This is a genomic window from Arthrobacter sp. TRD_SC_6 (genome assembly GCF_055361185.1).
Window position 1 is genome coordinate 1,752,117 of the sequence record NZ_CM143953.1, and the last position, 20,748, is coordinate 1,772,864.

Annotated in this window: 22 protein-coding genes; 9 read left to right on the plus strand and 13 right to left on the minus strand. The window is 61.0% G+C overall.

The window, feature by feature from the left end:
• Positions 1 to 122 precede the first annotated feature (122 nt).
• Positions 123 to 1,151, plus strand: a complete 1,029-nt coding sequence (locus ACWA1U_RS08500; RefSeq protein ID WP_463724890.1) for a nitronate monooxygenase — start codon at positions 123 to 125, stop codon at positions 1,149 to 1,151.
• Between the two features lie 53 nt (positions 1,152 to 1,204).
• On the plus strand, positions 1,205 to 1,612 hold the full coding sequence (locus tag ACWA1U_RS08505) for a tautomerase family protein (protein WP_463724891.1): 408 nt from the start codon (positions 1,205 to 1,207) through the stop codon (positions 1,610 to 1,612).
• Between the two features lie 29 nt (positions 1,613 to 1,641).
• Here the strand turns inward: ACWA1U_RS08505 and ACWA1U_RS08510 are convergent, their stop codons facing one another.
• The 3 genes from ACWA1U_RS08510 to ACWA1U_RS08520 all read right to left on the minus strand — a co-directional run bounded on the left by ACWA1U_RS08510 (position 1,642) and on the right by ACWA1U_RS08520 (position 5,648).
• A complete protein-coding gene (locus ACWA1U_RS08510; protein ID WP_463724892.1) occupies positions 1,642 to 2,811 on the minus strand; it encodes an IS30 family transposase in 1,170 nt (389 codons plus the stop codon).
• A gap of 282 nt (positions 2,812 to 3,093) precedes the next feature.
• On the minus strand, positions 3,094 to 4,587 hold the full coding sequence (locus ACWA1U_RS08515) for a hypothetical protein (RefSeq protein WP_463724893.1): 1,494 nt from the start codon (positions 4,585 to 4,587) through the stop codon (positions 3,094 to 3,096).
• 488 nt (positions 4,588 to 5,075) lie between these two features.
• Positions 5,076 to 5,648 (minus strand): recombinase family protein, encoded by a 573-nt coding sequence (locus ACWA1U_RS08520; RefSeq protein WP_463724894.1) that lies wholly within the window; start codon positions 5,646 to 5,648, stop codon positions 5,076 to 5,078.
• Between the two features lie 245 nt (positions 5,649 to 5,893).
• Between ACWA1U_RS08520 and ACWA1U_RS08525 the strand changes: the two genes are divergently transcribed.
• Complete coding sequence (locus ACWA1U_RS08525) at positions 5,894 to 6,532, plus strand: hypothetical protein (RefSeq protein WP_463724895.1); 639 nt, start codon at positions 5,894 to 5,896, stop codon at positions 6,530 to 6,532.
• Positions 6,533 to 7,022: 490 nt separating this feature from the next.
• On the opposite strand, the gene ACWA1U_RS08530 is transcribed toward ACWA1U_RS08525, so the two are convergent.
• Positions 7,023 to 7,784 (minus strand): phosphotransferase enzyme family protein, encoded by a 762-nt coding sequence (locus ACWA1U_RS08530; RefSeq protein ID WP_463724896.1) that lies wholly within the window; start codon positions 7,782 to 7,784, stop codon positions 7,023 to 7,025.
• Between the two features lie 864 nt (positions 7,785 to 8,648).
• Between ACWA1U_RS08530 and ACWA1U_RS08535 the strand changes: the two genes are divergently transcribed.
• Positions 8,649 to 9,200 (plus strand): histidine phosphatase family protein, encoded by a 552-nt coding sequence (locus ACWA1U_RS08535; RefSeq protein WP_463724897.1) that lies wholly within the window; start codon positions 8,649 to 8,651, stop codon positions 9,198 to 9,200.
• A 63-nt stretch (positions 9,201 to 9,263) separates the two neighbouring features.
• On the opposite strand, the gene ACWA1U_RS08540 is transcribed toward ACWA1U_RS08535, so the two are convergent.
• Complete coding sequence (locus ACWA1U_RS08540; RefSeq protein ID WP_463724898.1) at positions 9,264 to 9,761, minus strand: GNAT family N-acetyltransferase; 498 nt, start codon at positions 9,759 to 9,761, stop codon at positions 9,264 to 9,266.
• A 442-nt stretch (positions 9,762 to 10,203) separates the two neighbouring features.
• Here ACWA1U_RS08540 and ACWA1U_RS08545 point away from each other — a divergent pair, with 442 nt between their 5' ends.
• Positions 10,204 to 10,482 (plus strand): hypothetical protein, encoded by a 279-nt coding sequence (locus tag ACWA1U_RS08545; RefSeq protein ID WP_463724899.1) that lies wholly within the window; start codon positions 10,204 to 10,206, stop codon positions 10,480 to 10,482.
• Between the two features lie 85 nt (positions 10,483 to 10,567).
• Here the strand turns inward: ACWA1U_RS08545 and ACWA1U_RS08550 are convergent, their stop codons facing one another.
• Positions 10,568 to 11,119, minus strand: coding sequence for an isochorismatase family protein (locus tag ACWA1U_RS08550; RefSeq protein WP_463724900.1), 552 nt, complete (start codon positions 11,117 to 11,119; stop codon positions 10,568 to 10,570).
• A 185-nt stretch (positions 11,120 to 11,304) separates the two neighbouring features.
• On the minus strand, positions 11,305 to 11,793 hold the full coding sequence (locus ACWA1U_RS08555; RefSeq protein WP_463724901.1) for a GNAT family N-acetyltransferase: 489 nt from the start codon (positions 11,791 to 11,793) through the stop codon (positions 11,305 to 11,307).
• 354 nt (positions 11,794 to 12,147) lie between these two features.
• On the opposite strand from ACWA1U_RS08555, the gene ACWA1U_RS08560 reads away from it, so the two are divergent.
• On the plus strand, positions 12,148 to 12,645 hold the full coding sequence (locus ACWA1U_RS08560; RefSeq protein ID WP_463724902.1) for a helix-turn-helix domain-containing protein: 498 nt from the start codon (positions 12,148 to 12,150) through the stop codon (positions 12,643 to 12,645).
• Between the two features lie 275 nt (positions 12,646 to 12,920).
• Here the strand turns inward: ACWA1U_RS08560 and ACWA1U_RS08565 are convergent, their stop codons facing one another.
• Complete coding sequence (locus tag ACWA1U_RS08565; RefSeq protein WP_463724903.1) at positions 12,921 to 13,784, minus strand: SDR family oxidoreductase; 864 nt, start codon at positions 13,782 to 13,784, stop codon at positions 12,921 to 12,923.
• Between the two features lie 13 nt (positions 13,785 to 13,797).
• The gene (locus tag ACWA1U_RS08570) at positions 13,798 to 14,322 is read right to left on the minus strand and encodes a hypothetical protein (protein WP_463724904.1); all 525 of its coding nucleotides are present in this window, start codon (positions 14,320 to 14,322) and stop codon (positions 13,798 to 13,800) included.
• Positions 14,323 to 14,370: 48 nt separating this feature from the next.
• On the opposite strand from ACWA1U_RS08570, the gene ACWA1U_RS08575 reads away from it, so the two are divergent.
• Entirely contained in the window at positions 14,371 to 14,877 is a 507-nt protein-coding gene (locus ACWA1U_RS08575; protein WP_463724905.1) for a metallophosphoesterase family protein, read from the plus strand.
• Positions 14,878 to 14,900: 23 nt separating this feature from the next.
• Here the strand turns inward: ACWA1U_RS08575 and ACWA1U_RS08580 are convergent, their stop codons facing one another.
• From ACWA1U_RS08580 to ACWA1U_RS08590, 3 genes are all read right to left on the minus strand, one after another.
• Positions 14,901 to 15,488, minus strand: a complete 588-nt coding sequence (locus ACWA1U_RS08580) for a hypothetical protein (protein WP_463724906.1) — start codon at positions 15,486 to 15,488, stop codon at positions 14,901 to 14,903.
• Positions 15,489 to 15,565: 77 nt separating this feature from the next.
• A complete protein-coding gene (locus ACWA1U_RS08585; protein ID WP_463724907.1) occupies positions 15,566 to 16,432 on the minus strand; it encodes a transposase in 867 nt (288 codons plus the stop codon).
• A gap of 36 nt (positions 16,433 to 16,468) precedes the next feature.
• The gene (locus ACWA1U_RS08590) at positions 16,469 to 16,687 is read right to left on the minus strand and encodes a hypothetical protein (RefSeq protein WP_463724908.1); all 219 of its coding nucleotides are present in this window, start codon (positions 16,685 to 16,687) and stop codon (positions 16,469 to 16,471) included.
• 147 nt (positions 16,688 to 16,834) lie between these two features.
• Here ACWA1U_RS08590 and ACWA1U_RS08595 point away from each other — a divergent pair, with 147 nt between their 5' ends.
• A complete protein-coding gene (locus tag ACWA1U_RS08595) occupies positions 16,835 to 18,334 on the plus strand; it encodes an MDR family MFS transporter (protein ID WP_463724980.1) in 1,500 nt (499 codons plus the stop codon).
• A gap of 9 nt (positions 18,335 to 18,343) precedes the next feature.
• Positions 18,344 to 18,889, plus strand: coding sequence for a GNAT family N-acetyltransferase (locus tag ACWA1U_RS08600; protein WP_463724909.1), 546 nt, complete (start codon positions 18,344 to 18,346; stop codon positions 18,887 to 18,889).
• A 15-nt stretch (positions 18,890 to 18,904) separates the two neighbouring features.
• On the opposite strand, the gene glsA is transcribed toward ACWA1U_RS08600, so the two are convergent.
• Positions 18,905 to 20,719 (minus strand): glutaminase A, encoded by a 1,815-nt coding sequence (glsA, locus tag ACWA1U_RS08605; protein ID WP_463724910.1) that lies wholly within the window; start codon positions 20,717 to 20,719, stop codon positions 18,905 to 18,907.
• Between the last annotated feature and the right edge of the window lie 29 nt (positions 20,720 to 20,748).

Below are 20,748 nucleotides of genomic sequence, written 5' to 3' on the forward strand. Positions count from 1 at the left end.
TGGGCGGCAATATCGTCCAGGGTCCCTATTCCCTACAGTGGAATTTACTCTGAGATCACCGTCGGCACCCGCCGACGTGATGCAGGGTCAACGTTGTTCTGTTCGAGAGGTGGTCCCCTGACATGCGAGCATCCGGTCCCTTGCCCTTGCCCTTTGAGCTGAAGCGACCGATCGTGGGGGCACCGATGGCCGGAGGGCCTTCCACTCCTGCACTCGTAGCCGCGGTCACCAACGCCGGCGGCATGGGTTTCCTCGCCGGCGGGTACAAGACCCCGCCGCAGCTCGCGGAGCAAATCACCAGCACCCGGTCACTCACGCAAGGCCCTATCGGCGTGAACCTCTTCGTCGTCTCCACCAACGACGTCGACGAGGACGAACTCGAAACCTACCGGCAGGAACTGAGGTACTACGCCGACCGGTACGGCATCGAGGTCGGCGCCCACAAGTGGGACGACGACACCTGGCACGACAAACTCGACGTAATCCGGGACCTCAAACCCGATGTCGTGTCCTTCACCTTCGACTGCCCCGAAGCCGACGTCCTGCACGAACTGAACGCCCTCGGCATCTCCACCGCTGTCACCGTCACGTCCACGAACGAAGCAATGACCGCCGCAGGCCGTGGAGCCAAGATCCTCATCGTGCAGGGCCCCGACGCCGGCGGCCACCGGGCCACGTTCGACCCCGCAGCCGAACCGGGCACCGAACCACTCCCCGAGCTGATCAGTACCATCAGGAACACTGTCGACCTGCCGCTGATAGCAGGAGGCGGCATCAGCACCCGTGACCAGGTGCGAGCGATCCTCGGCACCGGCGCAGCAGCGGTCCAGGTAGGGACCGCCCTGCTCCTGGCCGATGAAGCCGGAACGAACCCCGCCCACCGCACAGCCCTGCAGGACCCGGCTTTCACCGAGACGAAAGTGACCCGAGCCTTCACCGGCAGGCCCGCCAGGGGGCTGCGTAACAAGTTCATGGACGACCATGACCGCTCCGGGCACGCCTACCCGCAGATCCACTACATCACCGCACCCCTGCGCGCAGCAGCAGCGAAGAACAACGACCTGCAGGCCCTGCACCTGTGGGCCGGCACCGGCTACCGCAATACCCACACCGGGCCGGCCGCCGACATCATCGCCGACCTCGCACCCTGACACAGACATAGACACCAATCACCCGACCCCGGAACACCTGAAGGACACCCGCCATGCCACTCGTACGCATCGACCTCATCAAAGGCCGCACCCCCGACCAGGTCCGTGACATCGCCGACGCCATTCACGAGGCCATCGTCAACACCTACCAGATCCCCGAACGGGACCGATTCCAGATCATCACCGAACACCCCGAGCAGCACATCATCGCCCAGGACGCCGGTCTCGGCTTCGAGCGCACCACCAGCGTCGCAATGATCCACATCTTCACCCAGCGCGGCCGGTCCGACGACGACAAACAGGCCCTCTACAAAGCCATCCACGACAAGCTCACCGCTACCGGCCTCGCCCCCGAAGACATCTTCATCGGCTACACCGAAAACGGACCCCAGGACTGGTCCTTCGGATACGGCGAAGCCCAATACCTCACCGGCAAACTCCAGGTTCCCGCGAAGAAGTAGAGCAACAACTGACCCGTAGGAAAATTTCCCTACGGGATTGCAGCGTCAGTGACTGTGGAGTGTTTGAAGATTTGCGAAGACGTTTCCCAATCGAGGGCTTTCCGCGGCCGGGTGTTGATCTTGTCGGCGACGTCGTCGAGGTCCTGCTGGGTGAACCGGCGCAAATCGCCTTTCTTCGGCAGGTACTGGCGTAGCAGCCGGTTCGTGTTCTCGTTCGTGCCGCGCTGCCAAGGGCTGCGTTTGTCGCAGAAGTAGACCGGTAGGCCCAGCTCGGCGGTGAGTTCCTGATGCTCAGCCAACTCTCTACCTCGATCCCAGGTCAGAGAGAGACGCTGCTCGGCCGGCAGCTCGCGGAAGCTCGAGGTTAATGCCGCTCGGACGACGTCAGCCTTGATGCCGTCGGGTAGGTGCACCAGGCGCACGTACCGGGTTTTCCGATCAACAAGCGTTGCGACAGCTGAAGGGCGTGAACCCATGACAAGGTCACCTTCCCAATGACCGACCTCGGTTCGCTCTTCAATATGAGCTGGCCGATGGTGGATGGACACCATGTTCTTCAAACGGCCGCGCTTACTTACCCGCGGGGCCCTTGGTACGCGCATCGTTCGTTTCGACCGCAGGTGCCGGGATGGACTGCCCAGGCACCTGGCGAGAGCTTTGCGCTCGGCTATGTAAATGGATCGGTAGATGGCCTCGTGTGATATGCGCATCGACGTGTCTTCCGGGTAGGCGCGGCGCAACCATTGAGAGATTTGCTCCGGTGACCACTCTTGACCCAGCTTGAATGCCACCACGATGAGCAGCATCAGATTCGTATCCAGGAGTTGCCGTTTCGGCCGCTTCGCTGAGGCTTGTGCCCGCTTGTCGGCGTTCAATGCCCGGTAGTGCTCACGCCCGCCGTTCCGTCGGATTTCCCTGGAGACTGTCGACGCTGCCCTTCCCAGGTCCGCCGCGATGACCGCTGCCGAGTGACCGGCAGCGATACCTCGTGAGATATCCTCTCGGTCGGCCGTCGATAAGTGCCGGTCGCTGCGCTTTGAGGCCGGCAATCGGATACCGCCGGACTGTAGCAGGAAACGGCGTACTGATTGATTCTTGCTGCCCAGGTCTCGGGTGATCGTCCTTAGAGAGTCACCTCGTCGCCATTGTTCCCATAATTGATCCTGCTGCTCAGGAGTAAACCCATAGTCACGCACCATCACTGTCACCCGTCCATCCGATCATGGGCGGTGCGTTGACCGGTTGAGATCACCATGGTTAGTGAGACACCGCTGGCCTGGTCGAGACACGCCGACAATTCGTGTCTCGGTTCGCGTGCCCGTTTGGTCTGTCCCACCAGGTACGTTTTTGCAGCGCCGCCGACGACCCTTGTCATCTCTTGCTGGATGCATTTCGTTCCTCTGGAAGCAGGCATCCGATCAAGCCTGTGCGTGGCTCGTGTGATTATTCCTAGCCAGCGGATGGTTGAGCCCCTATCGGTGCTACTGCTTTACCACTATGACGTTATCGGATTGTGGAATCACCGGTGCCAAGTTTTGATCGATCCATTCAGTTGCTTCGGTCGCCAACTTCCTGATTTTTTTGGTGTCCTGCATCCTCCAGAGCTGAAAGCTCTGACTAACAAAATTCTCCACCTCCGCCCATTGGCGTTCCTTAGAGATCGTCATAAGGCGCCTTAGACATGGGATGACAGATTGGTCTCCGCCAAGTAGGAATAAGCTGAAGCACCCTACGGTGTATCGAAGATCAGACTCGCTAAGAATCGATCGACCATTTCTCATGCAACCGTTGCGTAGTTCAAGAACGGCCATGAGATGTTCACGTGGCTCAGAGCCATTGTCCGCCGCATGACCGAGTAGCTCGTAGGCAGAGTATGGAACAACAAGAATCGAACTAGACGAGGAAGAGCGGACGCCGACCTTCGAAATCGGCCCAGATGTACCAGCCGAAAGAGCTATAGCGAGATTGAACACATCACCAAAATCAGAATCGAGATGGAACTTCCAATCGGTTTCGGTCTCTTCTGAACTTAGTACAGCCGTCCCTCTGTCCTTCAACCAAAGCAGCGCAAGCCTGAACGGCGTAATCCGCATGTAGGCTGCATCTTCATCCGAAAGAGGGATAGGGTATCCGCGCTGGGTCAGCGCATTGGAGAGCGACCAAGACATCGCAGAAAGAGACTCCAAGAGTGATAAGACCTCATCCAGAATCTCCCAACGAGTGCGCTGCCCCTGGTAAGTACGCAAGCGAAAGGTCACTACCTCTCCGGAGATCGAGATACTGCTGCCATGCTGGGCAGCGTTTCTCAAGTTCGTACCCGAACTTTCTAGAAAAGTGCTGGTTGTGGTCCCGCGAAGCATGCTGCGAGCCAGATCCGTAACGTCTTTCTGCGCAAGTTTCGTGTAGGGCTGCTGCTTTGTGCCAGCCAGTAGGTTGTACCAAGTGAATATGGGGCCAGCCACGTCCTCATAGACCTCGGCGTGGAACTTGATGATCCGCCTGAGAAGGGCACTTTCATCGGTCTCTCGCGCAAGGATTGCCTCGAACGAGCCGAGTGCTTCATAGAGCATGCGTGAGCTGGCTGCGAGGCTGTCGAGAGCCCCATCCTCTTGCGCGATACTCGTGAGATTCTGGGCGCCCATACAAAATCGCGCTGACTGCGCTATTACTGAGCTGAACCGTCGAGGGTCGAGATGGATCGAAGCGATTGTGTGAAGAAGTTTGTACTGCGCTCCATGGGCCTCGTCAGTTGGCAACTGGGTGAGCACCGTTGCTTCACGAGCACCGATCCGACCGAAATCCATCAACGATTGCTCTGGGTGAGAGACAGAAAGTGCAGCCATGATTCTGTCTAGAAAGTCGGTGATTGACAGATCCTCGTAAGCTCGGGTGGTTTCCACCAGGTTCTGGTGAGCATTGATCTCAGCTACGGCAGTGTCCAAAAGATCCTGCCCAGCTTTACTAATTTCTTGCACGTGGTGAAGGTTGGGCGCCGTCAAAGCACGAGCGTAGGTTGGCCACAGCTCGGAAGCCGAGCGGAGGGATCGGGAGAGAGCGCGATGCAATGTGACCGAGGGGCGAAGGTGCTGCCGTATTTCACAATTGCGCTGCATAGAAGTGATGGCTCTCTGCACCTCAACCATCTCAGATGTAGCCTCCACAGACCTTGGACTTTTTATGATGCGGCCAAGAGCGTTGGTGAAGCTAATTAGGAGTGTGAGAATCTCCTCACTGCTTGGTAGTGAAGCTAGGTTTGGTGATGAATTTTCAAGAAGGACCGCTTGCAGCTGCCTTTCGACACGCGCCACAGCGGTGCGTCGCTCAACCACCCTGGCGTTGACCTCGCCGGCTGGCGGCCTCCGACCGCATTCATCACATGGTTCGCCCAAGACACGCCTAGCTCCGCACCGCAGACAAGGCTGAACCAGGAAACTAAGCGCCTTCCTGCTGTTCCTGCCCTTGGTCATGAAGTCCTTTGCACGATGCGGTACACCGTGCTTCGCGCAACTTTGAACAGCTCCGCGATCTCGGTTGTTGTGTGTTGTCCTCCCTTATATAGGGAGACGAGGTGGGCTTCTTGGGACCTGCTTAGTTTGGGTTGTTTGCCCCGGAGGCGTCCTTTGGCTTTAGCGACTTGCATGCCTTCGCGGGTGCGGGCACGGATGAGGTCAGACTCGAATTCGGCGACCATGGCCAGGACGTTGAACAGTAGTCGACCGACTGGGTCGGTAGGGTCGTGGACGCTGCCCCCGATGCTGAGTTTAATTTCTCGCTTGGTGAGGTCTTCGATGATGTCCCGGGCATCAGGTAGCGATCGGGCGAGTCGGTCGAGTTTGGTAATAACGAGGGTGTCGCCTGCCCTGCAGGCGGCGAGGGCTTCGCGTAGTCCTGGTCGTTCGCGGTTGGTTCCAGTTAATCCATGGTCGACGTAGATCCGGTCTTCCGGCACATTAAATGAAGCGAGCCCATTGCGCTGTGCGGTGAGGTCTTGTTCATTGGTGGATACGCGGGCGTACCCGATCATGTGTCCGGTCATAGATTTCACTGTAGCGTTTGTGCTATCTAAGTGGGACGATTTCTCGGGCGGGATATACGCGAATCAGTGAGCCCAAGGTCTATATAGGAGTTTTGTCAGGAGGCACGGCCAGGGGGAGTGTCGCGGTTGTGGACCGGCTTGCGGGCGTCCTCTGATTGCAAGCCCCGCCCCGTAGTTACTCGTCGTGTGTCTCATGCTTGTATAGGTGCCAGTCTGTATAGATGGTGGATAACTGAAAGAGGCAGATGCAAGATTTCCTTGATTTCTTAGCAAGCACCGATGCTCCATGGTGGTCTGCTCTTGTAGGCATTCTCGCGGGCGGGCTTTTGACCTACTTCACTACTCATCGATCCGTCCGGTTGCAAGCGGAGAATGACCGTAAGAAGGCCGAAGCCGAGCGTGAGCAGCAAGTTGATGAGCAGTGGCGCCTCACAGCTGTCTCCTACGTTGCAGAACTCCTTGCCGTGCACTTCCGGTATCTGGAGTACACCATGGTGACCAAACGAGAAGTAAACAAGCAGCATCCTGACCGCGACACACGAAACCTGAGCAATCCCGCTTACGCCAATGACCTCGCTGATGCGCTAGGAGCTAAGGGGCTTCCGCTCATGTCTGAGCTGCAACGCATATACTCGCTCATTGAGATCACAACCGGTGGCAGCGTTGCGCAAGCGGCCAGAAACTTGATCCTTAAAGACAACGAGCACCGTCCTGAGCTTACTCAGGAGGAATTCGACAGAACTCGCGGGGATTGCTCAGTGGCTTCGGCAATTCTGATGGCACAGGCGAAGAAGCGCTTATCGACTAAACAAGACAGTCCAGATCCTTTAGTTGATCATTTGATAGCGACTGCCAAGAGCGTCAACATCGCTGATGTCTGTTGAGTGCCCACACTGGCACCGTTGAGGGGGCCCCTAACGTGGTTATCGGCAGTAGTTGGCTGGGATGGGTCACCGCGCCGTCATTCTAAAGGGCTGCTCCGTTCGGATGCAGATTCAGTAATGCTCGCATTACTTTCATGCCGTCTCGCGCGCATACGCATCACGGCGAGTACAACCCACGCTGCTGTCATCCCTGAACCTACGAGCACGAAGAATATGTTGATCCCCGTCCATCCCTCATCCTCTAGCCGCAATAGAGGTGGGATGACCAGGCAAACCCCCACGATGCTTCCTATCCAGATCTGGAACGGGTGAGGGTACCGCCTGCTCAGTGAATTTGGCATGCCCTTAGTCTGCCTCTTGAAGGGGTCCAAGCAGAGCGAGTGGGGGATTTTCTCGACACCTATCCGCCGTTCGTAAGCCGATCCCTTGAATATCAACGAGTTGTCCCGTGAGCCGATCGACTTGTGGGACGGGGATCGCACCGTGACGGTTATGGAGGGAACGTTTGAAGTTCGGTAAGCCTGCGTTGCGCGTAGGCGGGCTCTGCAATCCAGCATGTCGCAGCCTCCCAGGCGATCCCCGCTTTCGTGAGAGTTTCACGCTGGTAGGAGAAATGGGGTAATTCGATGTCGGGAGGTAAATGGGCGAAGTCGAAGACGGGAACGTCAACCCGGGCCTCATCCCAGTCGATCAAAGCTACCTGTTCCCCAGTCACTAACACGTTTCCGGCACCGAGGTCGCCGTGGATGGCGCACTCAGGCGCTCCCATTACAGCAGCCCACGCGTTCCGGATGAGTTCCGCGGCGGCCGCCGGCATTGCACTCAGATCGACGTCGCCACCCCGGTCACTACCCAGAAGCGCCCGGGCAGAGGCGAAGTCCGGCCGCTGCGGCCAGCCTTGGGTAATTTCGTGCACCTGCTCAAGAACCGCTACGACACGCTTCCAGTCAGAACCATCCCGAGGCGCACTGCCTGGGATGAACCTTTGCACCAGGACGCCATCGTCGTGACGGCGTCCATCATCGGTTTCAACGGTTCGCGGAACCACAACCCCCTCGGAGGCAAGGACTTCAAGTAGGTCCAATTCCCATCCTAGGGACGCCTCAGACCGCCCCGAGACCCGGACAACGAGTTCAACGCCCCTGCAGCTGGCTCGATAGACCGGATTGCGGGCACCACCTACCAGTGGGCCGGTGAGTTCGACATTCCGCCACGCCTCAACGCTGGGCCGCTGTCTTGAAGATCCGCTCATATGTGCAATCTCCATAGCCTAGATTCTCTAGAACGAATGGTGCCCTTGTCGATCACGTACCCTTTCGACCAGCCACATTTCCCGCGACGGCCTGTCCGGTCAGGGATCCTCTAGCGAACGTTATCCTCGGGAGACTCGTCTGGCTTTGTCCCGGTCACTCATCCCAGGGCATCTTGGTTCTTGCACGGCATGTCAATTGTCTCTTTCCGGGCCATTCCTGTCCGAAGGATCTGTTACACGGGCACCGTAGGGGCGTGTTGGCGTTATTGATTACCCGGAACCGTGAGGGCTTGACTCGGTCGCTGTAGTCCACGGTCGCTCCCGTAAGGACTGCGTGCGCGGAGGCACTGACGATCAGTTCTGCCCCTGGGCACCCGTATACGAGATCAGATCCGAGCGCGTGGCTGGTACTGAATACATAGGTATGTCCGGAGCAGCCGCCCACCTAGAGGTCGAGGCGGGTGCGTCCTCCGAGTTGTTCGATTTTTGTGATTGCGGCGGGAGTCACCTCGAACGGTGGAAGCACGAGGTCCATGGTGGCACTCTATGAGCGTCGGTTGCCGAAAGGGTGTCCATCAAGGACAAGGCGTGTCCGCAGGCTAGAACGTAGGAGCATGAATTCGTTCGTATGCGAATCCTCCAGTGCTCGCTACTAGACGAGGAGCTTCGGCCGCAACGGTGCAGATCCTGCCGCAGGGCTAGGGGTCAGTAATGTGGGTTTCCCCTGAGCACTCGAGCGCTGGCGTCAGATACCGGCTGGTAAGCGGGCGATAAACTCCAGCTATGCGGAACGTTTTCATCGTTACTCATCCGGAAGCTACCCATGTCACTGACAATTTTGTGGGCGGTTGGTAGGACTCCTCGTTGACCGAGCAGGGATCACGTGACGCGGAACGAATCGCTGAGCGGCTGGTGACTTTGTTGCCTAGCGGACAGGAACTGCATCTGGTGACGTCGGACCTACGCCGTACACAGCAGACCGCGGCTCCCATCGCTCACGCTTTCGGTGTCGCCCCGGTCATTGATCGGGACTTGAGAGAGCGATCCTACGGTGACGCCGAGGGACAGGCACCGGGAAAAACTGTGTTCCTTCCTCCTCCCCTCGACGCTGGTCGGTTGGACCATCACCCTGGAACCCCGGGTACCGAGACACGTCGCGAATGGGCGGCGCGCGCCTACCGGGCGCTTGAGCGAGTGGTGGAGACCAGGGCGGAGCACACCATCATTGTCACGCATGGCGGCACCCTGACCTACTTGGTCAGTGCATGGATCGGGCTGCCTCTCGAGCATGCCGGTTATGCGAAGTTCTCCAGCACACCGGGTGGGTTCACTCATTTGAAAGAGGACGACTTCGCCCATGATCGCGCTGTTATTGCTCTCAACGACTGCGCGCACCTCAACGCTCCAGTTCCCTGACCTGAGTTCTAGAGCCGTCCCGCTGAACGATCCGCTAACGCTTCATCGGTTAGAGACTTTGACCTAACCGAGCCGTGGAGTGGTCTCAATCGAATAGCGCAGGACAGCGCTCTGTTGTGAGGTCCCATCGAGCACGCCGCCTTGGCGCTCAAGGGTTTTCGCTGAGGCCTTGTTGTTGACCTCGCAGACGGCCAATATTCGATCCGTACCGAGGACACGTGCCTGTTCGACTATTCGAGCTACCGCCCACGTTGCAAGTCCGCGCCCGCGCGCTGACGGGCGGATGCCGTAGCCGAGGTGGCCAGCTCGTTGTATGAGGGGGTGGTCTGCATGTCGTAGTGCGATCCCGCCAAGGACGTTGTCGCGCTCGGTGATCCACCAGTAGCTGCATTGCTTGTCACTGGAAAGCCGACTCACCCAAGATGTGAAGCCCAGGGACGATGTGACGTCGTCGTCAGGTAACAAGCCGAAGCCGTCTTCGTGCAGCCCGGCACCCCACTCTGCGTGCGCTTCCAGCCAGGAAGAGTGCCAACTAGGAGCGGGGTCAGTCAGAGTGGGCATGCCATGACCCTATCTATCGAGTCTCGGCTCTGAGTCGGTGAGGCATCCTAAACATGGCATTGATCGCCCAGATCCCAGTTTGATCCCAAAGCGGCACCACTCGAGGTACTGATCCATTCGGCACCATAGTCTTTGCTCATGAAGTCTGATCTAGCGGCTCGCGCCAAGATGCCTTGGGTCTTGCTCTGCGGACTGATCATTGCGGTGAACGTCCTGAATCACGGGCTTCAATCCGGCCAATGCGTCGACTACATTCCGGAGTCCGAAGCAATTTCAACTTGCTCGTTAGAGCCATCCCTTGGATGGCCAGGCACTGTCCTCTTAGCTATCTTCAGTCTCGTTGCGCTCGGATATTGCACCACTCGTATGCGTCGACCGTCCCGTTGAGGGATCCTCACCGGACGCCGGGCTCATACAGAGTTGGGACTGAGACACTGATCTCGTGAACGTATACATGGTGTGGCACATCCACCACGCGAAGTGGCTCGAAGGTTCTCCGACTGCTCACTTCGGTGATGACGGTCAGATCCTGCTCGACGAACAGTCTGGGGACGACGCAAAAATGCTTGGCGTCTACGCGACTCAGGTTGCGGCACAAGCGCGCATTGATCGAGCGCGAACCCAGCCGGGATTCGAGGACGAACCCGAGTGCTTCCTTATTGACATTGCGCTGCTCGATGATGACTTGTGGACTGATGGGTATGTGTCCATCACCGACTAGAGCGGGTCGGATGTCCCGCTAGCGGATCCCTTAGTGGGCGCTCATTTCTAGCTGCGGCCCGGTGAGTCCGACCGGCGGTTGCGGGTCAGAATCCGACAGCGTCGGGGGTTACCGAACGACCACTCCGACCTGGCCAGCTCATACCGAACGCGGCGATGGAGTCTAGAAACCCGACCACCACCGAAGGTTCCGGTAGCCCGTACTCGGTGAGGTCCATGGTGGTGTGACCACCCTTGACCAGGGCGACGTCGTACCCACGCACTACTGCGCTGTGCATCGTGCATCGGATGCACTGCTCGCTCGCAGCCCCAACGAGGACGATCTCGGCCACCCCCAGATCAGCCAGGGTCTGCTCTAGATCGGTGGCGGCGAAGGCGTCACCGAAGGATTTCTCCACGCATGGCTCACCTTTGGCTGGGCCGAGCCCTTCGACCCACTGCCATTGCGGGCTGCCGCCGACCAGCTCATCGTCGTGGTGCTGTACCCATACCACTGGCACCCGAGCGTCGCGGGCGCGCGAGACCAGCTCGGTCACAGTACGGATGACGTCGTTGCGCTGGTGGGCGCCCTCTACAACGCCTTGCTGCAGATCGACGACCAAGAGCGTGCTACCGCTGCGCCCTTCTAAAGTAGCCATGTTGTCTCCGTTCTAGTTGGTGCATGGACTGTTCTCTTCGAAGTGCCGTCCTCAAGTCCTGATCAGCGGCAGCCGGCAGGCTGGGCGCTGCCGGAGTGATAGGGGAGGCGGCCTCGATGGCTGGTATGACTGGTGCCCCGTTTGCCACGACCCTTGGCGGAGGAGAGGCGTTGCCTGGTTGTCGGTCATGGCCGGACGACGCGTCGTACTAACCAGGCCCACTTGCCGAGCTGACGGACCCGCTCGAAACCATAATCCTCGAAGAGTTCGACGGACGCGACGAACAGGAACCGGCCGTGTGCGGTTCGGTTGGCGGTAATTTCGGGTATAGCTTCGACGATGCCGCCCCCGGCTTCGCTGATCAGGTCTAGCGCTCCCTCAAGAGCGGCGCGGGCGATGCCCTCGCGCCGATGATTCTTGTCAGTGTAGAAACAGGCGATGCGCCAGTCGGGTGGCGGCGAGGGGTGACCCTCGTAACTCCGGCGATGCTGGGCGAGGATGGGAAGTTCATCAATCCTGCCGTACTTGGCCCACCCCTGGGCGACTCCTTCTTGGTCGAAGACGAGTGCCGCGTGGGCCCGACCGCTGCGCACCAGCTCTTCCTTGGTTGCACGCTTATCGATGCCTTTGACCTGGTGGTAAGACAACCCGTCGGAAGTCTGGTGGTGGCCCATGCACCAGCATCCTCCGAACACACCGCCGTTTCGCTCGACGAGCTCAGCGAAGGCTTCCCACGTACTTCCGTCCAACGGCCGAACCGATAAAGACGACACTGTCGACGTCACCGAAGCCCCAATTCAGATGCCGAAACTTTGATCCTTATGCTCATGTCTAATCACCTTCCAGCCCATGGAACGGTCTGCTCCGTAGTAACCGGCCAACTAATCCAAATAGTTGGATTAGTCATCGTGGAGTTATCCTAGGCGAGGTGATCAACGTTGTCGACTAGCCAGCAATTTCCCGACTACCCCCTCGATGATTTTCAGATCGTCACCGAGCCGCGACAAGTCAAAGCCATATTCAATCCCTTGCGGGAGATACTGCTCGAACTCCTACTCGAACGTGCCGCCAGCGTTCAGGAATTAGCTGTCGCCGTCGAACGACCGAAGAGCAGTGTGGCCTACCACGTCAACGTGTTGGCCGATGCCGGCCTACTCAAAGTTGTGCATACGCGCACCATCCGAGGCCGGGTTGAGCGCTTTTACGGCCGCACGGCGCGCCTGTTCTCTGTAGGAGACCTACGAGTTGAATCACTTAGCGAATCCCCAACCTTCTTCGAATCCGCTGCGCGCGACGCCGAAACTGCCCTCAACAACGACAATTTCCGCGGGTTCACCCGCTATGCCTGGATTGACGCCACCGATGCCGCCGCATTCTGGAACCGTGTCACGGATCTCGTCAACGAATATGCCCAACTTCCCAGGACATCGAGCGGATCTGACGCCTACGCGCTGCTGACGGCCATTTACCCGACCCAGCACCCGAGGCTTGCTCCAGACAACACGGCGCCAAACGAGAAGATCTAGGAACAATGAGGCGCCGTTCCTTACTCAAGACAAGACTGTCCGAGCAATAGGCTGACCACCGACACCTGGAAGCTCACTGCTCACAACCTACGATCTTGCGACTACCCCACCAACAAACTAGACGTCCCGCTGAGGGATTGGTTTGCGGACGTGCCAGAGCACCTTGACCGTCGAATCAGACGGAGAAACGGTCATCGGTGAGTTCGTTATCCCCGGCCTACCTAAACTCGAAGACCTGCCCTGAACTATCTTTCGTTTGTTGGCTCCGCCTACCGCTACCGAAACCGGCTGCCCTCGCCGCGCAGCACCGCACGGTAGCCCTCGCGGTAGGTGGGGTAGGAGAAGGTGAATCCGCTCCCGCGCAGCAGCGAACTGTCGCAGCGCTTGCCCGTGACGGCGTTCGCTTCGTCGTCATTTGCTTTGTCGTCCCCGTCACTGCCGGCCGGCATGGACAGGCCAAGTTCGGCTGCGAGGAAGCGGTGCACATCGGCGAGGACGGACGGCTCGTGGTCGCTGCCCAGATAGGCCGGAGCGGGTGCCTCGAGACCGGCGAGGTGCACGATGGCCCGCGCGGCGTCATCCCGGTGAATCCGGTTGGTCCAATGCGGCGGTGCGTCCGGGTCCGTTGCACCTTTGCGCACCTGGTCGATCAGGCGCGTCCGTCCGGGACCGTAGATGCCCGACAGCCGGAGGGAGACTGCCTGCGGTGCGCGTTCAGCAAGGAGTCTCTCGGTGTCAAGGAGCACCGCACCGGTTGCCGTGGAGGGATGAGGCGAGGTGCGCTCGCTGATCCAGGCGCCGTCGTCGTTCCCGTACACCGCGGTCGAGGAGACGAAGATGATGCGCCGGGGCTCCACAGCATCGCGCTTCAACGCGTCGAGGAGGTTCGCGACGCCGTCGTAATAGGTCTTGCGGTAGGCGTCCTCAGAACGCGAATCGGCGGTCAGCGGGATAATGACGACGTCGGTGGCCCGGGGGAGGGTCGGCAGGTTGCCGGTGAGGTCGGCGGCAACGCCCTCGATCTCAGCCGGCAGTTTCTCCGGCGAGCGCCGCCAACCCACGACGTGCGCTCCCGCCGCGGCGAAGTGCAGGCCAGCCTGGGTTCCGAGGTCTCCGCAGCCAGCAATCAAAACGGTCATGCGTTCGAGCTTCTCACAGCCCGGTCGGGGAGTGGAGCGGATCCGGTTGCTCCACGTCACCGCGCCCCATCCGCACCACAATCACCACGACCGCCACCAAAGCTAGCGCGCTGACGCAGAAAAGCATTTTGCTCCACGGCGTGTGATCACCGCCGCCGATCCCGAAGGTGTCCGCGAGGCTCATGCCCGGCCCGAAGGAAGCGGCGAAGTACGACGGCGTCCCCAGCACCAGCAGGAGCAGATGCGGCACCACCACGTTGACCGGCCGAACGCTCGGGAGCCTCAGCACGATGATCAGGGTTGCCACTGCAAGTAAAGGACCCACGAATGCCCAGAAATGCGCGGCTGTGGCATCGAGGGACTCATTCGCCCCGGCGGCGGAGGAATGGATCTCCTCAAGTGTCATTCCGGGCATGGCGGCGAGCGGATTCCAGACGGTGATTTGCAGGAGCCCGGTCACGGCGTACGCCGTAATGACCAGAATTCCAGCTACGCCCGCTGCCCATACCTGTCCGCGCTTGCTATCCATGTTCCCCATGGAGTCACCCTAGCCACACCGGTCCGTGCAGCGTGCCAGACTGGCCGTATGACGACCCGGTTGCTGATTATCGCGGACACGCACCTCCCCAGGCGCGCCCGCCGCCTCCCGCCCGAGGTGTGGGCGGAAGCCGAAGCGGCCGACGTCGTCGTACACGCGGGGGACTGGGTCACCGTCGATCTCCTGGACGAACTCGAGGCGCGGTCCGGGCGGGTCATCGGCGTTTACGGGAACAACGATGGCGCCGACCTCCGAAGCAGGCTTCCCGAGGTTGCACGCGTGGACCTTGACGGCGTTCGTTTCGCGGTGATCCATGAGACCGGCACCGCCGCTGGCCGGGAGAAGCGCCTGGATGCAGCGTTCGACGGCGTCGACGTGCTGGTCTTCGGCCACAGCCACATCCCGTGGGACTCAGTAACGCCACATGGCATGCGGCTCCTCAACCCCGGTTCCCCGACGGATCGGCGCAGACAACCACGCTGCACTTACTTAACGGCAACAGCCGACGACGGCGCCCTCACCGATGTGCGGCTGTTGACCGTCTCAGTTCGCTAGCTCATTCCACCTGCAGGACAGGTTCAGCCACCTTCGGAAGCGCGACGCGGCGAAGTCCGGATCAGAGTGAATGAAAGCACGAAGGCAAGCACGGCGACGGCGAACAGCACGAACTTCGCCGTGGTGAGGAAGCTGGCGAGCGCAACTTCTGACGACGTAATTTCCACGGACGCGAACATGGCTTCGATCGCGAGGTTCTCACCGATGTCCACCGCAGCGTAGGCCACCGCGACAAAGTAAAAGAGCCAACGCACCGGGTTTTCGTTGCTGAAGCGCTGGACCAGCAAAATAATCAGTGCGGCGAAAGCGACCGGAAACAGGATGTCCCATAGGTAGTGGACGCTCTGATACCGCTCGTTGATTGGTGCGCTCAGGAGATCGCGGACTGTCTGTGCATATTCGGCGTCGTACCCACCGATCATGGTGTCGGGAACCTGGATCTCGATGGCTCGCTGCACAGACTGCAGCTGTAGCCAGCCCAATGCCAGGGAGACCACTGAGATCACGGCAGAGGCGAGGATGCCCCAAGTGGAACGACGCCGCGACTGGCGTGTCTCTCCTGATGGGCTTGCTGTCGTGTACCTGTCCTTGTCTGCTCTGCTGTCGGCCATGCTCTCCATTCTGGACTGATAAGCATGGTTAGTATTCTCACGATTCGATTACATTCGCGGTGTCTGCGGCCTCCGAATCAGTTTTTCCGCGCCAGCTTCTCCACCAGTTTCCGCGCCCGGTCCACTTCACGGGCGGCTTCCTTCGAAGTGCGTTCAGCCTCAGTGCGTTCACGGGTGGCGTCGTCGGCGTCGTCGTCCACTGCGTCGATGTCCTGTTCCAACGCGCGGATGCGTTTGCGCAAGTCTTTAACCCGGTTGGCGAGTTCTTCCCGGTCCCGCGCGAGCTGCTCCACCCGTTCCTGAGCCCGTTCAAGCGCCTCCCGCGACTCGTCCGCGCGGTCCTCGGCCTCACCCAGATCGGCGCGTGCTTCCGCAGCCGGGTCTTCGGCTTCGCGGCCGCCGTCAGCGTCCTCACCGGCGTTGTCCGCAGCTGCGCGCCCGGCGTCGAAGGGTCCCGCCACCGCTCCTTCAAGGTCGACCGCCTCCCACCCGGTAGCCTCCAATGCTCGGACAAGGCGCCCAGTAACCACAGCCGCGGCAGCTCCGGCGTCGGCCATTGCTGCGCGAAGGGTCTGATCCACCTCCGTGGCCACGGACGCGCTCGCAGGGTGGCCCAATTCCGCTGCCAGAGCGGTCCCGTCCTTGACCAGCGCCGAAACGAGCTGCTGGCGCTGGACGCCGAGTTTCTTCAGCTCGCTGCGGTCGAGGTTATCCTGCGCCTCGCGCATGGCGGCACCCAGGGTCAGCGCTTCCGCGAGCTGCGAGCCCCGGTGTCCGGTCATCATGTTCAGCAGCCATGCCGACGCCGAGGGCTTGCGTAACGCCTTGACCTCCCCGGCGAGGCTCTTGTCAGGGACGGCCTTGGCCCGTTCGTTGCGGGCGGCCGTGAACTCGTCCAACGGCTTTGCGTACAGTTCGGTTGCGATCTCGGCGAGTTCACTCACGAAAGGGATCGTACCGCCGAACCGGGGAACGGCAGCCTAGCCAAGCGGCGGCAGTGACGGTCCGGGCTCGGGAATCGGCCGGTCAGGAGACGGACCCGGCTCGGGTCCCGGCGGTACGTCGGGCGAATCAGGCGCTGGGCCCGGAAGCGGGAAGGGCGACGGCGACGGCGACGGCTGCGGCTCGGGAGCAGGCTCACCTGGAGGCCGGGGCTGCGAAGGATCAGGATGCGGCTCATTCGGTTGTGGGAATGTCATGGCAGTCACCTTTCATGTGAGAGCAACCCTACGCCCGCGGACATGACTGGGGAATAAGCTCGGCGCCTTTTGAATTGGTAGAACTGTGCGGGCTTTCCCGCGCCACCACCCAACACGCTCTACAAGGGGATATCTGTGTCGCAAAGTATGGATCAGCGCAACCTGACGGCTGAACCCGTCGGCGAGCTTTCAGCCCGCGACCGCCTGGTCATCTCCCTGCTGTTGGTCTCCGCGTTTGTGGTCATCCTCAACGAGACAATCATGGGTGTCGCGCTGCCGCGCCTCATGGAGGACCTGAACATCACAGCCACGGCGGGCCAGTGGCTGACGACGGCGTTCATGCTCACCATGGCCGTGGTCATTCCAATCACCGGCTTCCTTCTCCAGCGGTTCCACACCCGCCCGGTCTTCCTCGCGGCGATGAGCCTGTTCAGTCTCGGAACCCTGGTCTCCGCCATGGCCCCCGGCTTCGAGATCCTCCTCGTTGGCCGCGTCATCCAGGCCTGCGGCACGGCCATCATGATGCCGTTGCTCATGACCACGGTCATGACCCTCGTGCCGCCGTCGTCCCGTGGCAAGACGATGGGCAACATCTCCATTGTCATCTCGGTGGCCCCGGCCATCGGCCCCACCATCTCGGGGATCATCCTCAGCGTGCTGGACTGGCGCTGGATGTTCTGGCTGGTGCTCCCGATCGCCGTCGGCTCCCTGATCCTGGGCGGCATCCGCATCAAGAACGTCACCACCCCGCGGCGCACGCCGATCGACGTGCTTTCCGTCCTCCTCTCGGCCATCGCTTTCGGTGGGATCGTGTACGGGTTGAGCCAGTTCGGTGAGGGCTCCGGCGCATCCGCGGTGCCGTCGTGGGTTCCGCTCGCCGTCGGAATTGTGGGCCTGGCCGCGTTCATCGCCCGCCAGCTGTCGCTTCAGCGCCGCGACCGTGCCCTGCTGGACCTGCGAACCTTCCGTTCGCGCACCTTCACCGTCTCCATCCTCGTGCTCTCGATCAGCATGATGGCGCTGTTCGGCACCATCATCCTCCTGCCGATCTACCTCCAGGAAGTGCTCGGCCTTGAACCTGCCCAGGCCGGTCTCATGCTGCTTCCCGGCGGTCTGGCCATGGGCCTGCTCGGTCCCGTCGTCGGGCGTGTCTTCGACCGGCACGGACCGCGGGTGCTGGTAGTACCCGGTTCCATCCTCGTCGCCGGAGTCTTCTGGATGCTGACCACGGTGAGTGAGAACACGCCGGTTCCCCTCGTGCTCGCCCTGCACGTGCTGCTCAGCATTGGGCTCGCGGGAATGTTCACCCCGCTCTTCACCTCGGCCCTTGGCTCGGTCGCGCCAAAGCTCTACTCCCACGCAAGCGCCGTCGTCGGAACCGTTCAGCAGCTCGCCGGTGCTGCGGGAATTGCCCTGTTCGTTTCGGTGATGACCCTCCAGGCAGCTGCCCTCGCCGCCGGGGGATCTCCGGAAGTGCCGGCGCTCGCCGGCGGTATCCGGATGGCGTTCCTCTGCGGTGCTGTGATCTTCCTGTTCGCCGTGGTCGCGGCGTTGTTCGTGCGGAAGCCGGTAGTTCCCGGCGCACCGGCACCGGCACCGGCAACGTCAGCGCACGGCGACGACGCCCCCGCCCCCGTCGCCCACTAGTATCGGCGCATGTCTGCCTTCACCCCGCCCGCTACCCTCACCACGCCCCGCCTGCGCCTTGAACCGCTCGGTCCGGAGCATTTCGGGGGTACGTGGGCGGGACTGCAGGACCAGGAGTCCATGCGCCTCACCGGTACGCACCAGCAGTTCACGGAGCCGCAGATCTGGGCGTGGTTGGCCGGGTTGGCGGAGAAGAATGACCGCGCGGACTGGGCAATCATCCGGACCGACGACGGCGCGCACGTCGGTGAGGTTGTCCTGAACGATTACGACGACGACAACCAGTCGATCGGTTTCCGCATCGCCTTGAGCGAGGGTGAGTTCGGGCGCGGCTATGGCACTGAGGCGACCCGCGCCGTCGTCGGGCATGCTTTCGACGCACTCGGTGTGCATCGCATCAGCCTGGAGGTGTACGCCTTCAACCCGCGTGCACAGCGGGTGTACGAGAAGTGCGGGTTCCAGGTTGAGGGCCGGCAGCGGGACGCCCTGTACTGGGACGGTGAGTGGGTGGACGCCATCACGATGGGCTTGCTGTCGACCGATCCACGGCCCTGAATCCGGGTGGGAGCATCAGTCCCTGATCCTCACCGCTGTCTCCCTGAGGTAGAGGTCCACCCGGGTATAGGCGTCCCGGGTGAGGGCCTTCCACAGTTGAAGTGCCAGGCGTTCATCCTCTGATTCAAGGCGTTCGATCGCATCAGCAGTAAGCAGCTTGATGGTGACTTTGCCGGCCGCCTTCACCGTGGTTTCCTGGCGGTCATCACTGCCGAGCGCGAGTTCCCCGAAGGTCATGCCGGCGCTGAGCGTCGTCAGCTTCACGCGGTCTCCGGTGGGCCCCACCACTGATGTGGTCACACCACCGGACAGGATGAAAAACACGCCGCCGAAGGACTGGCCGATCCGGCGGATCACGTCGCCGTCATCAAAGGTCCGGTCCACCATCCGGTCAGCGAGCTTCTGCAGGTCCCCAGCGCTGAGCGGGCTCAGGGCCGGGCACTGGGAGATGTCCACCCGGCTCGGCAGGTTAAGTTCGCTGCCGTAGGTCTCGATCAGCCGGTTCTCGCACCACTCGACGGCGGCGGTGCGGGTGTCAAAGGTGGGTACTGCCCGATCGACGTCGCGAAAGGCATCGGCGAGCGTCCCTTCAGCGTCGATCAGCACGAGTTCCCGGCCTTCCGTGACCAGATTCTCCCGAACCTCGGCGAGGAGGCGCAGCGACACGTCAGCAACTTCGTCCACGCGCCGAAGGTCGAGGATGATGAGTTCCACCTCCTCGGAGAGACTGCTCAGTTCGCGGACCATTGACTCCGTCCCAGCGAACAACAGGTCACCGTTCAGTTCGACCACACGTGCACGGTGACCGTGATCGCGGAGGAGGTCCATCGCTTCGTCGTCCCGCCGGATGCCGGAGGGAGCTGCCGTGATCTCGTAGGTGGAACGGATTGCGGACTTTCCGACCCGGGCCGCGCGGACGAAGTGCAACTCCATGTCCTGCGAGAGTCGCTGGCTCGTTGCGATGCCGCGCACGCTGCTGCCGTGCTCATCCAGCGGCGGCGAGTACACAGCCAATCCCACCTGCCCGGGGAGGACGGATATCGTTCCGCCGCCAACCCCGCTCTTTGCAGGCATGCCGACGGTGCTGATCCAGGAACCGGCGTCGTCGTACATTCCACATGTGGTCATGACCGAGAGGACGCGTTCCACTGGACCGATTTCCAGGACCTGCTTGCCTGTCATCGGATTGCGTCCGCTGTTCGCGAGGGTTGCGGCCATCAGGGACAGGTCCAGGCAGTTCACCAGCACCGAACACTGACGGAAGTAGTCCTCAATGGTGGGGGTGGGATCCACCTCGATGATGTTGAAGGACCTCAAGAGGTAGGCGAGGGCGCGGTTGCGGTGGCCGTGCTGCAGTTCGGACTTGAAGATGTTCTCGTCGATGGACAGTTGCCTGCCCGCGAAGTCCGAGTAGGTGTTCACGATGCGCTTGATCCGCGTGTTACCGCCGGATCCCTTGATCAAGGAGGTCGCGGTTAGGGCTCCAGCGTTGATCATTGCATTCGCCGGGCGCCCGGTACCTTCGGCGAGGGAAATCTCGTTGAAGGAGTCCCCTGATGGCTCAACGTCCACCTTCTCGTCGACCCGGTCCATGCCGAGGTCAGCCAGGGCCAGGCCGTAGGTGAAGGGTTTGGAGATGGACTGGATGGTGAATTCTTCCCGCGTATCCCCGACCTCGTAGATGTATCCGTCCACAGTCGTCAGGCAGATGCCGAAGTTGTCAGGATTGACGTTCGCCATCGCCGGTATGGTGCTGTACGGCTTGCCATCCTTCAGGTCGGAAATCTCCCGGTGAATGCGTGCGAGGTAGCCTTCGATTGGGGATTCCATAGGAACCACACTATGGGGAGTGCGGCGGC

Bases quoted from the DNA above. Each gene is read 5' to 3' on its own strand.
- ACWA1U_RS08500 (WP_463724890.1), top strand. From the start codon at position 123: ATGCGAGCATCCGGTCCCTTGCCCTTGCCCTTTGAGCTGAAGCGACCG.
- glsA (WP_463724910.1), bottom strand. From the start codon at position 20,719: ATGGAATCCCCAATCGAAGGCTACCTCGCACGCATTCACCGGGAGATT.
- ACWA1U_RS08505 (WP_463724891.1), top strand. From the start codon at position 1,205: ATGCCACTCGTACGCATCGACCTCATCAAAGGCCGCACCCCCGACCAG.
- ACWA1U_RS08555 (WP_463724901.1), bottom strand. From the start codon at position 11,793: ATGGGCCACCACCAGACTTCCGACGGGTTGTCTTACCACCAGGTCAAA.
- ACWA1U_RS08575 (WP_463724905.1), top strand. From the start codon at position 14,371: ATGACGACCCGGTTGCTGATTATCGCGGACACGCACCTCCCCAGGCGC.
- ACWA1U_RS08510 (WP_463724892.1), bottom strand. From the start codon at position 2,811: ATGGTGCGTGACTATGGGTTTACTCCTGAGCAGCAGGATCAATTATGG.
- ACWA1U_RS08580 (WP_463724906.1), bottom strand. From the start codon at position 15,488: ATGGCCGACAGCAGAGCAGACAAGGACAGGTACACGACAGCAAGCCCA.
- ACWA1U_RS08600 (WP_463724909.1), top strand. From the start codon at position 18,344: ATGTCTGCCTTCACCCCGCCCGCTACCCTCACCACGCCCCGCCTGCGC.
- ACWA1U_RS08595 (WP_463724980.1), top strand. From the start codon at position 16,835: ATGGATCAGCGCAACCTGACGGCTGAACCCGTCGGCGAGCTTTCAGCC.
- ACWA1U_RS08530 (WP_463724896.1), bottom strand. From the start codon at position 7,784: ATGAGCGGATCTTCAAGACAGCGGCCCAGCGTTGAGGCGTGGCGGAAT.
- ACWA1U_RS08550 (WP_463724900.1), bottom strand. From the start codon at position 11,119: ATGGCTACTTTAGAAGGGCGCAGCGGTAGCACGCTCTTGGTCGTCGAT.
- ACWA1U_RS08565 (WP_463724903.1), bottom strand. From the start codon at position 13,784: ATGACCGTTTTGATTGCTGGCTGCGGAGACCTCGGAACCCAGGCTGGC.
- ACWA1U_RS08540 (WP_463724898.1), bottom strand. From the start codon at position 9,761: ATGCCCACTCTGACTGACCCCGCTCCTAGTTGGCACTCTTCCTGGCTG.
- ACWA1U_RS08570 (WP_463724904.1), bottom strand. From the start codon at position 14,322: ATGGGGAACATGGATAGCAAGCGCGGACAGGTATGGGCAGCGGGCGTA.
- ACWA1U_RS08525 (WP_463724895.1), top strand. From the start codon at position 5,894: ATGCAAGATTTCCTTGATTTCTTAGCAAGCACCGATGCTCCATGGTGG.
- ACWA1U_RS08520 (WP_463724894.1), bottom strand. From the start codon at position 5,648: ATGACCGGACACATGATCGGGTACGCCCGCGTATCCACCAATGAACAA.
- ACWA1U_RS08590 (WP_463724908.1), bottom strand. From the start codon at position 16,687: ATGACATTCCCACAACCGAATGAGCCGCATCCTGATCCTTCGCAGCCC.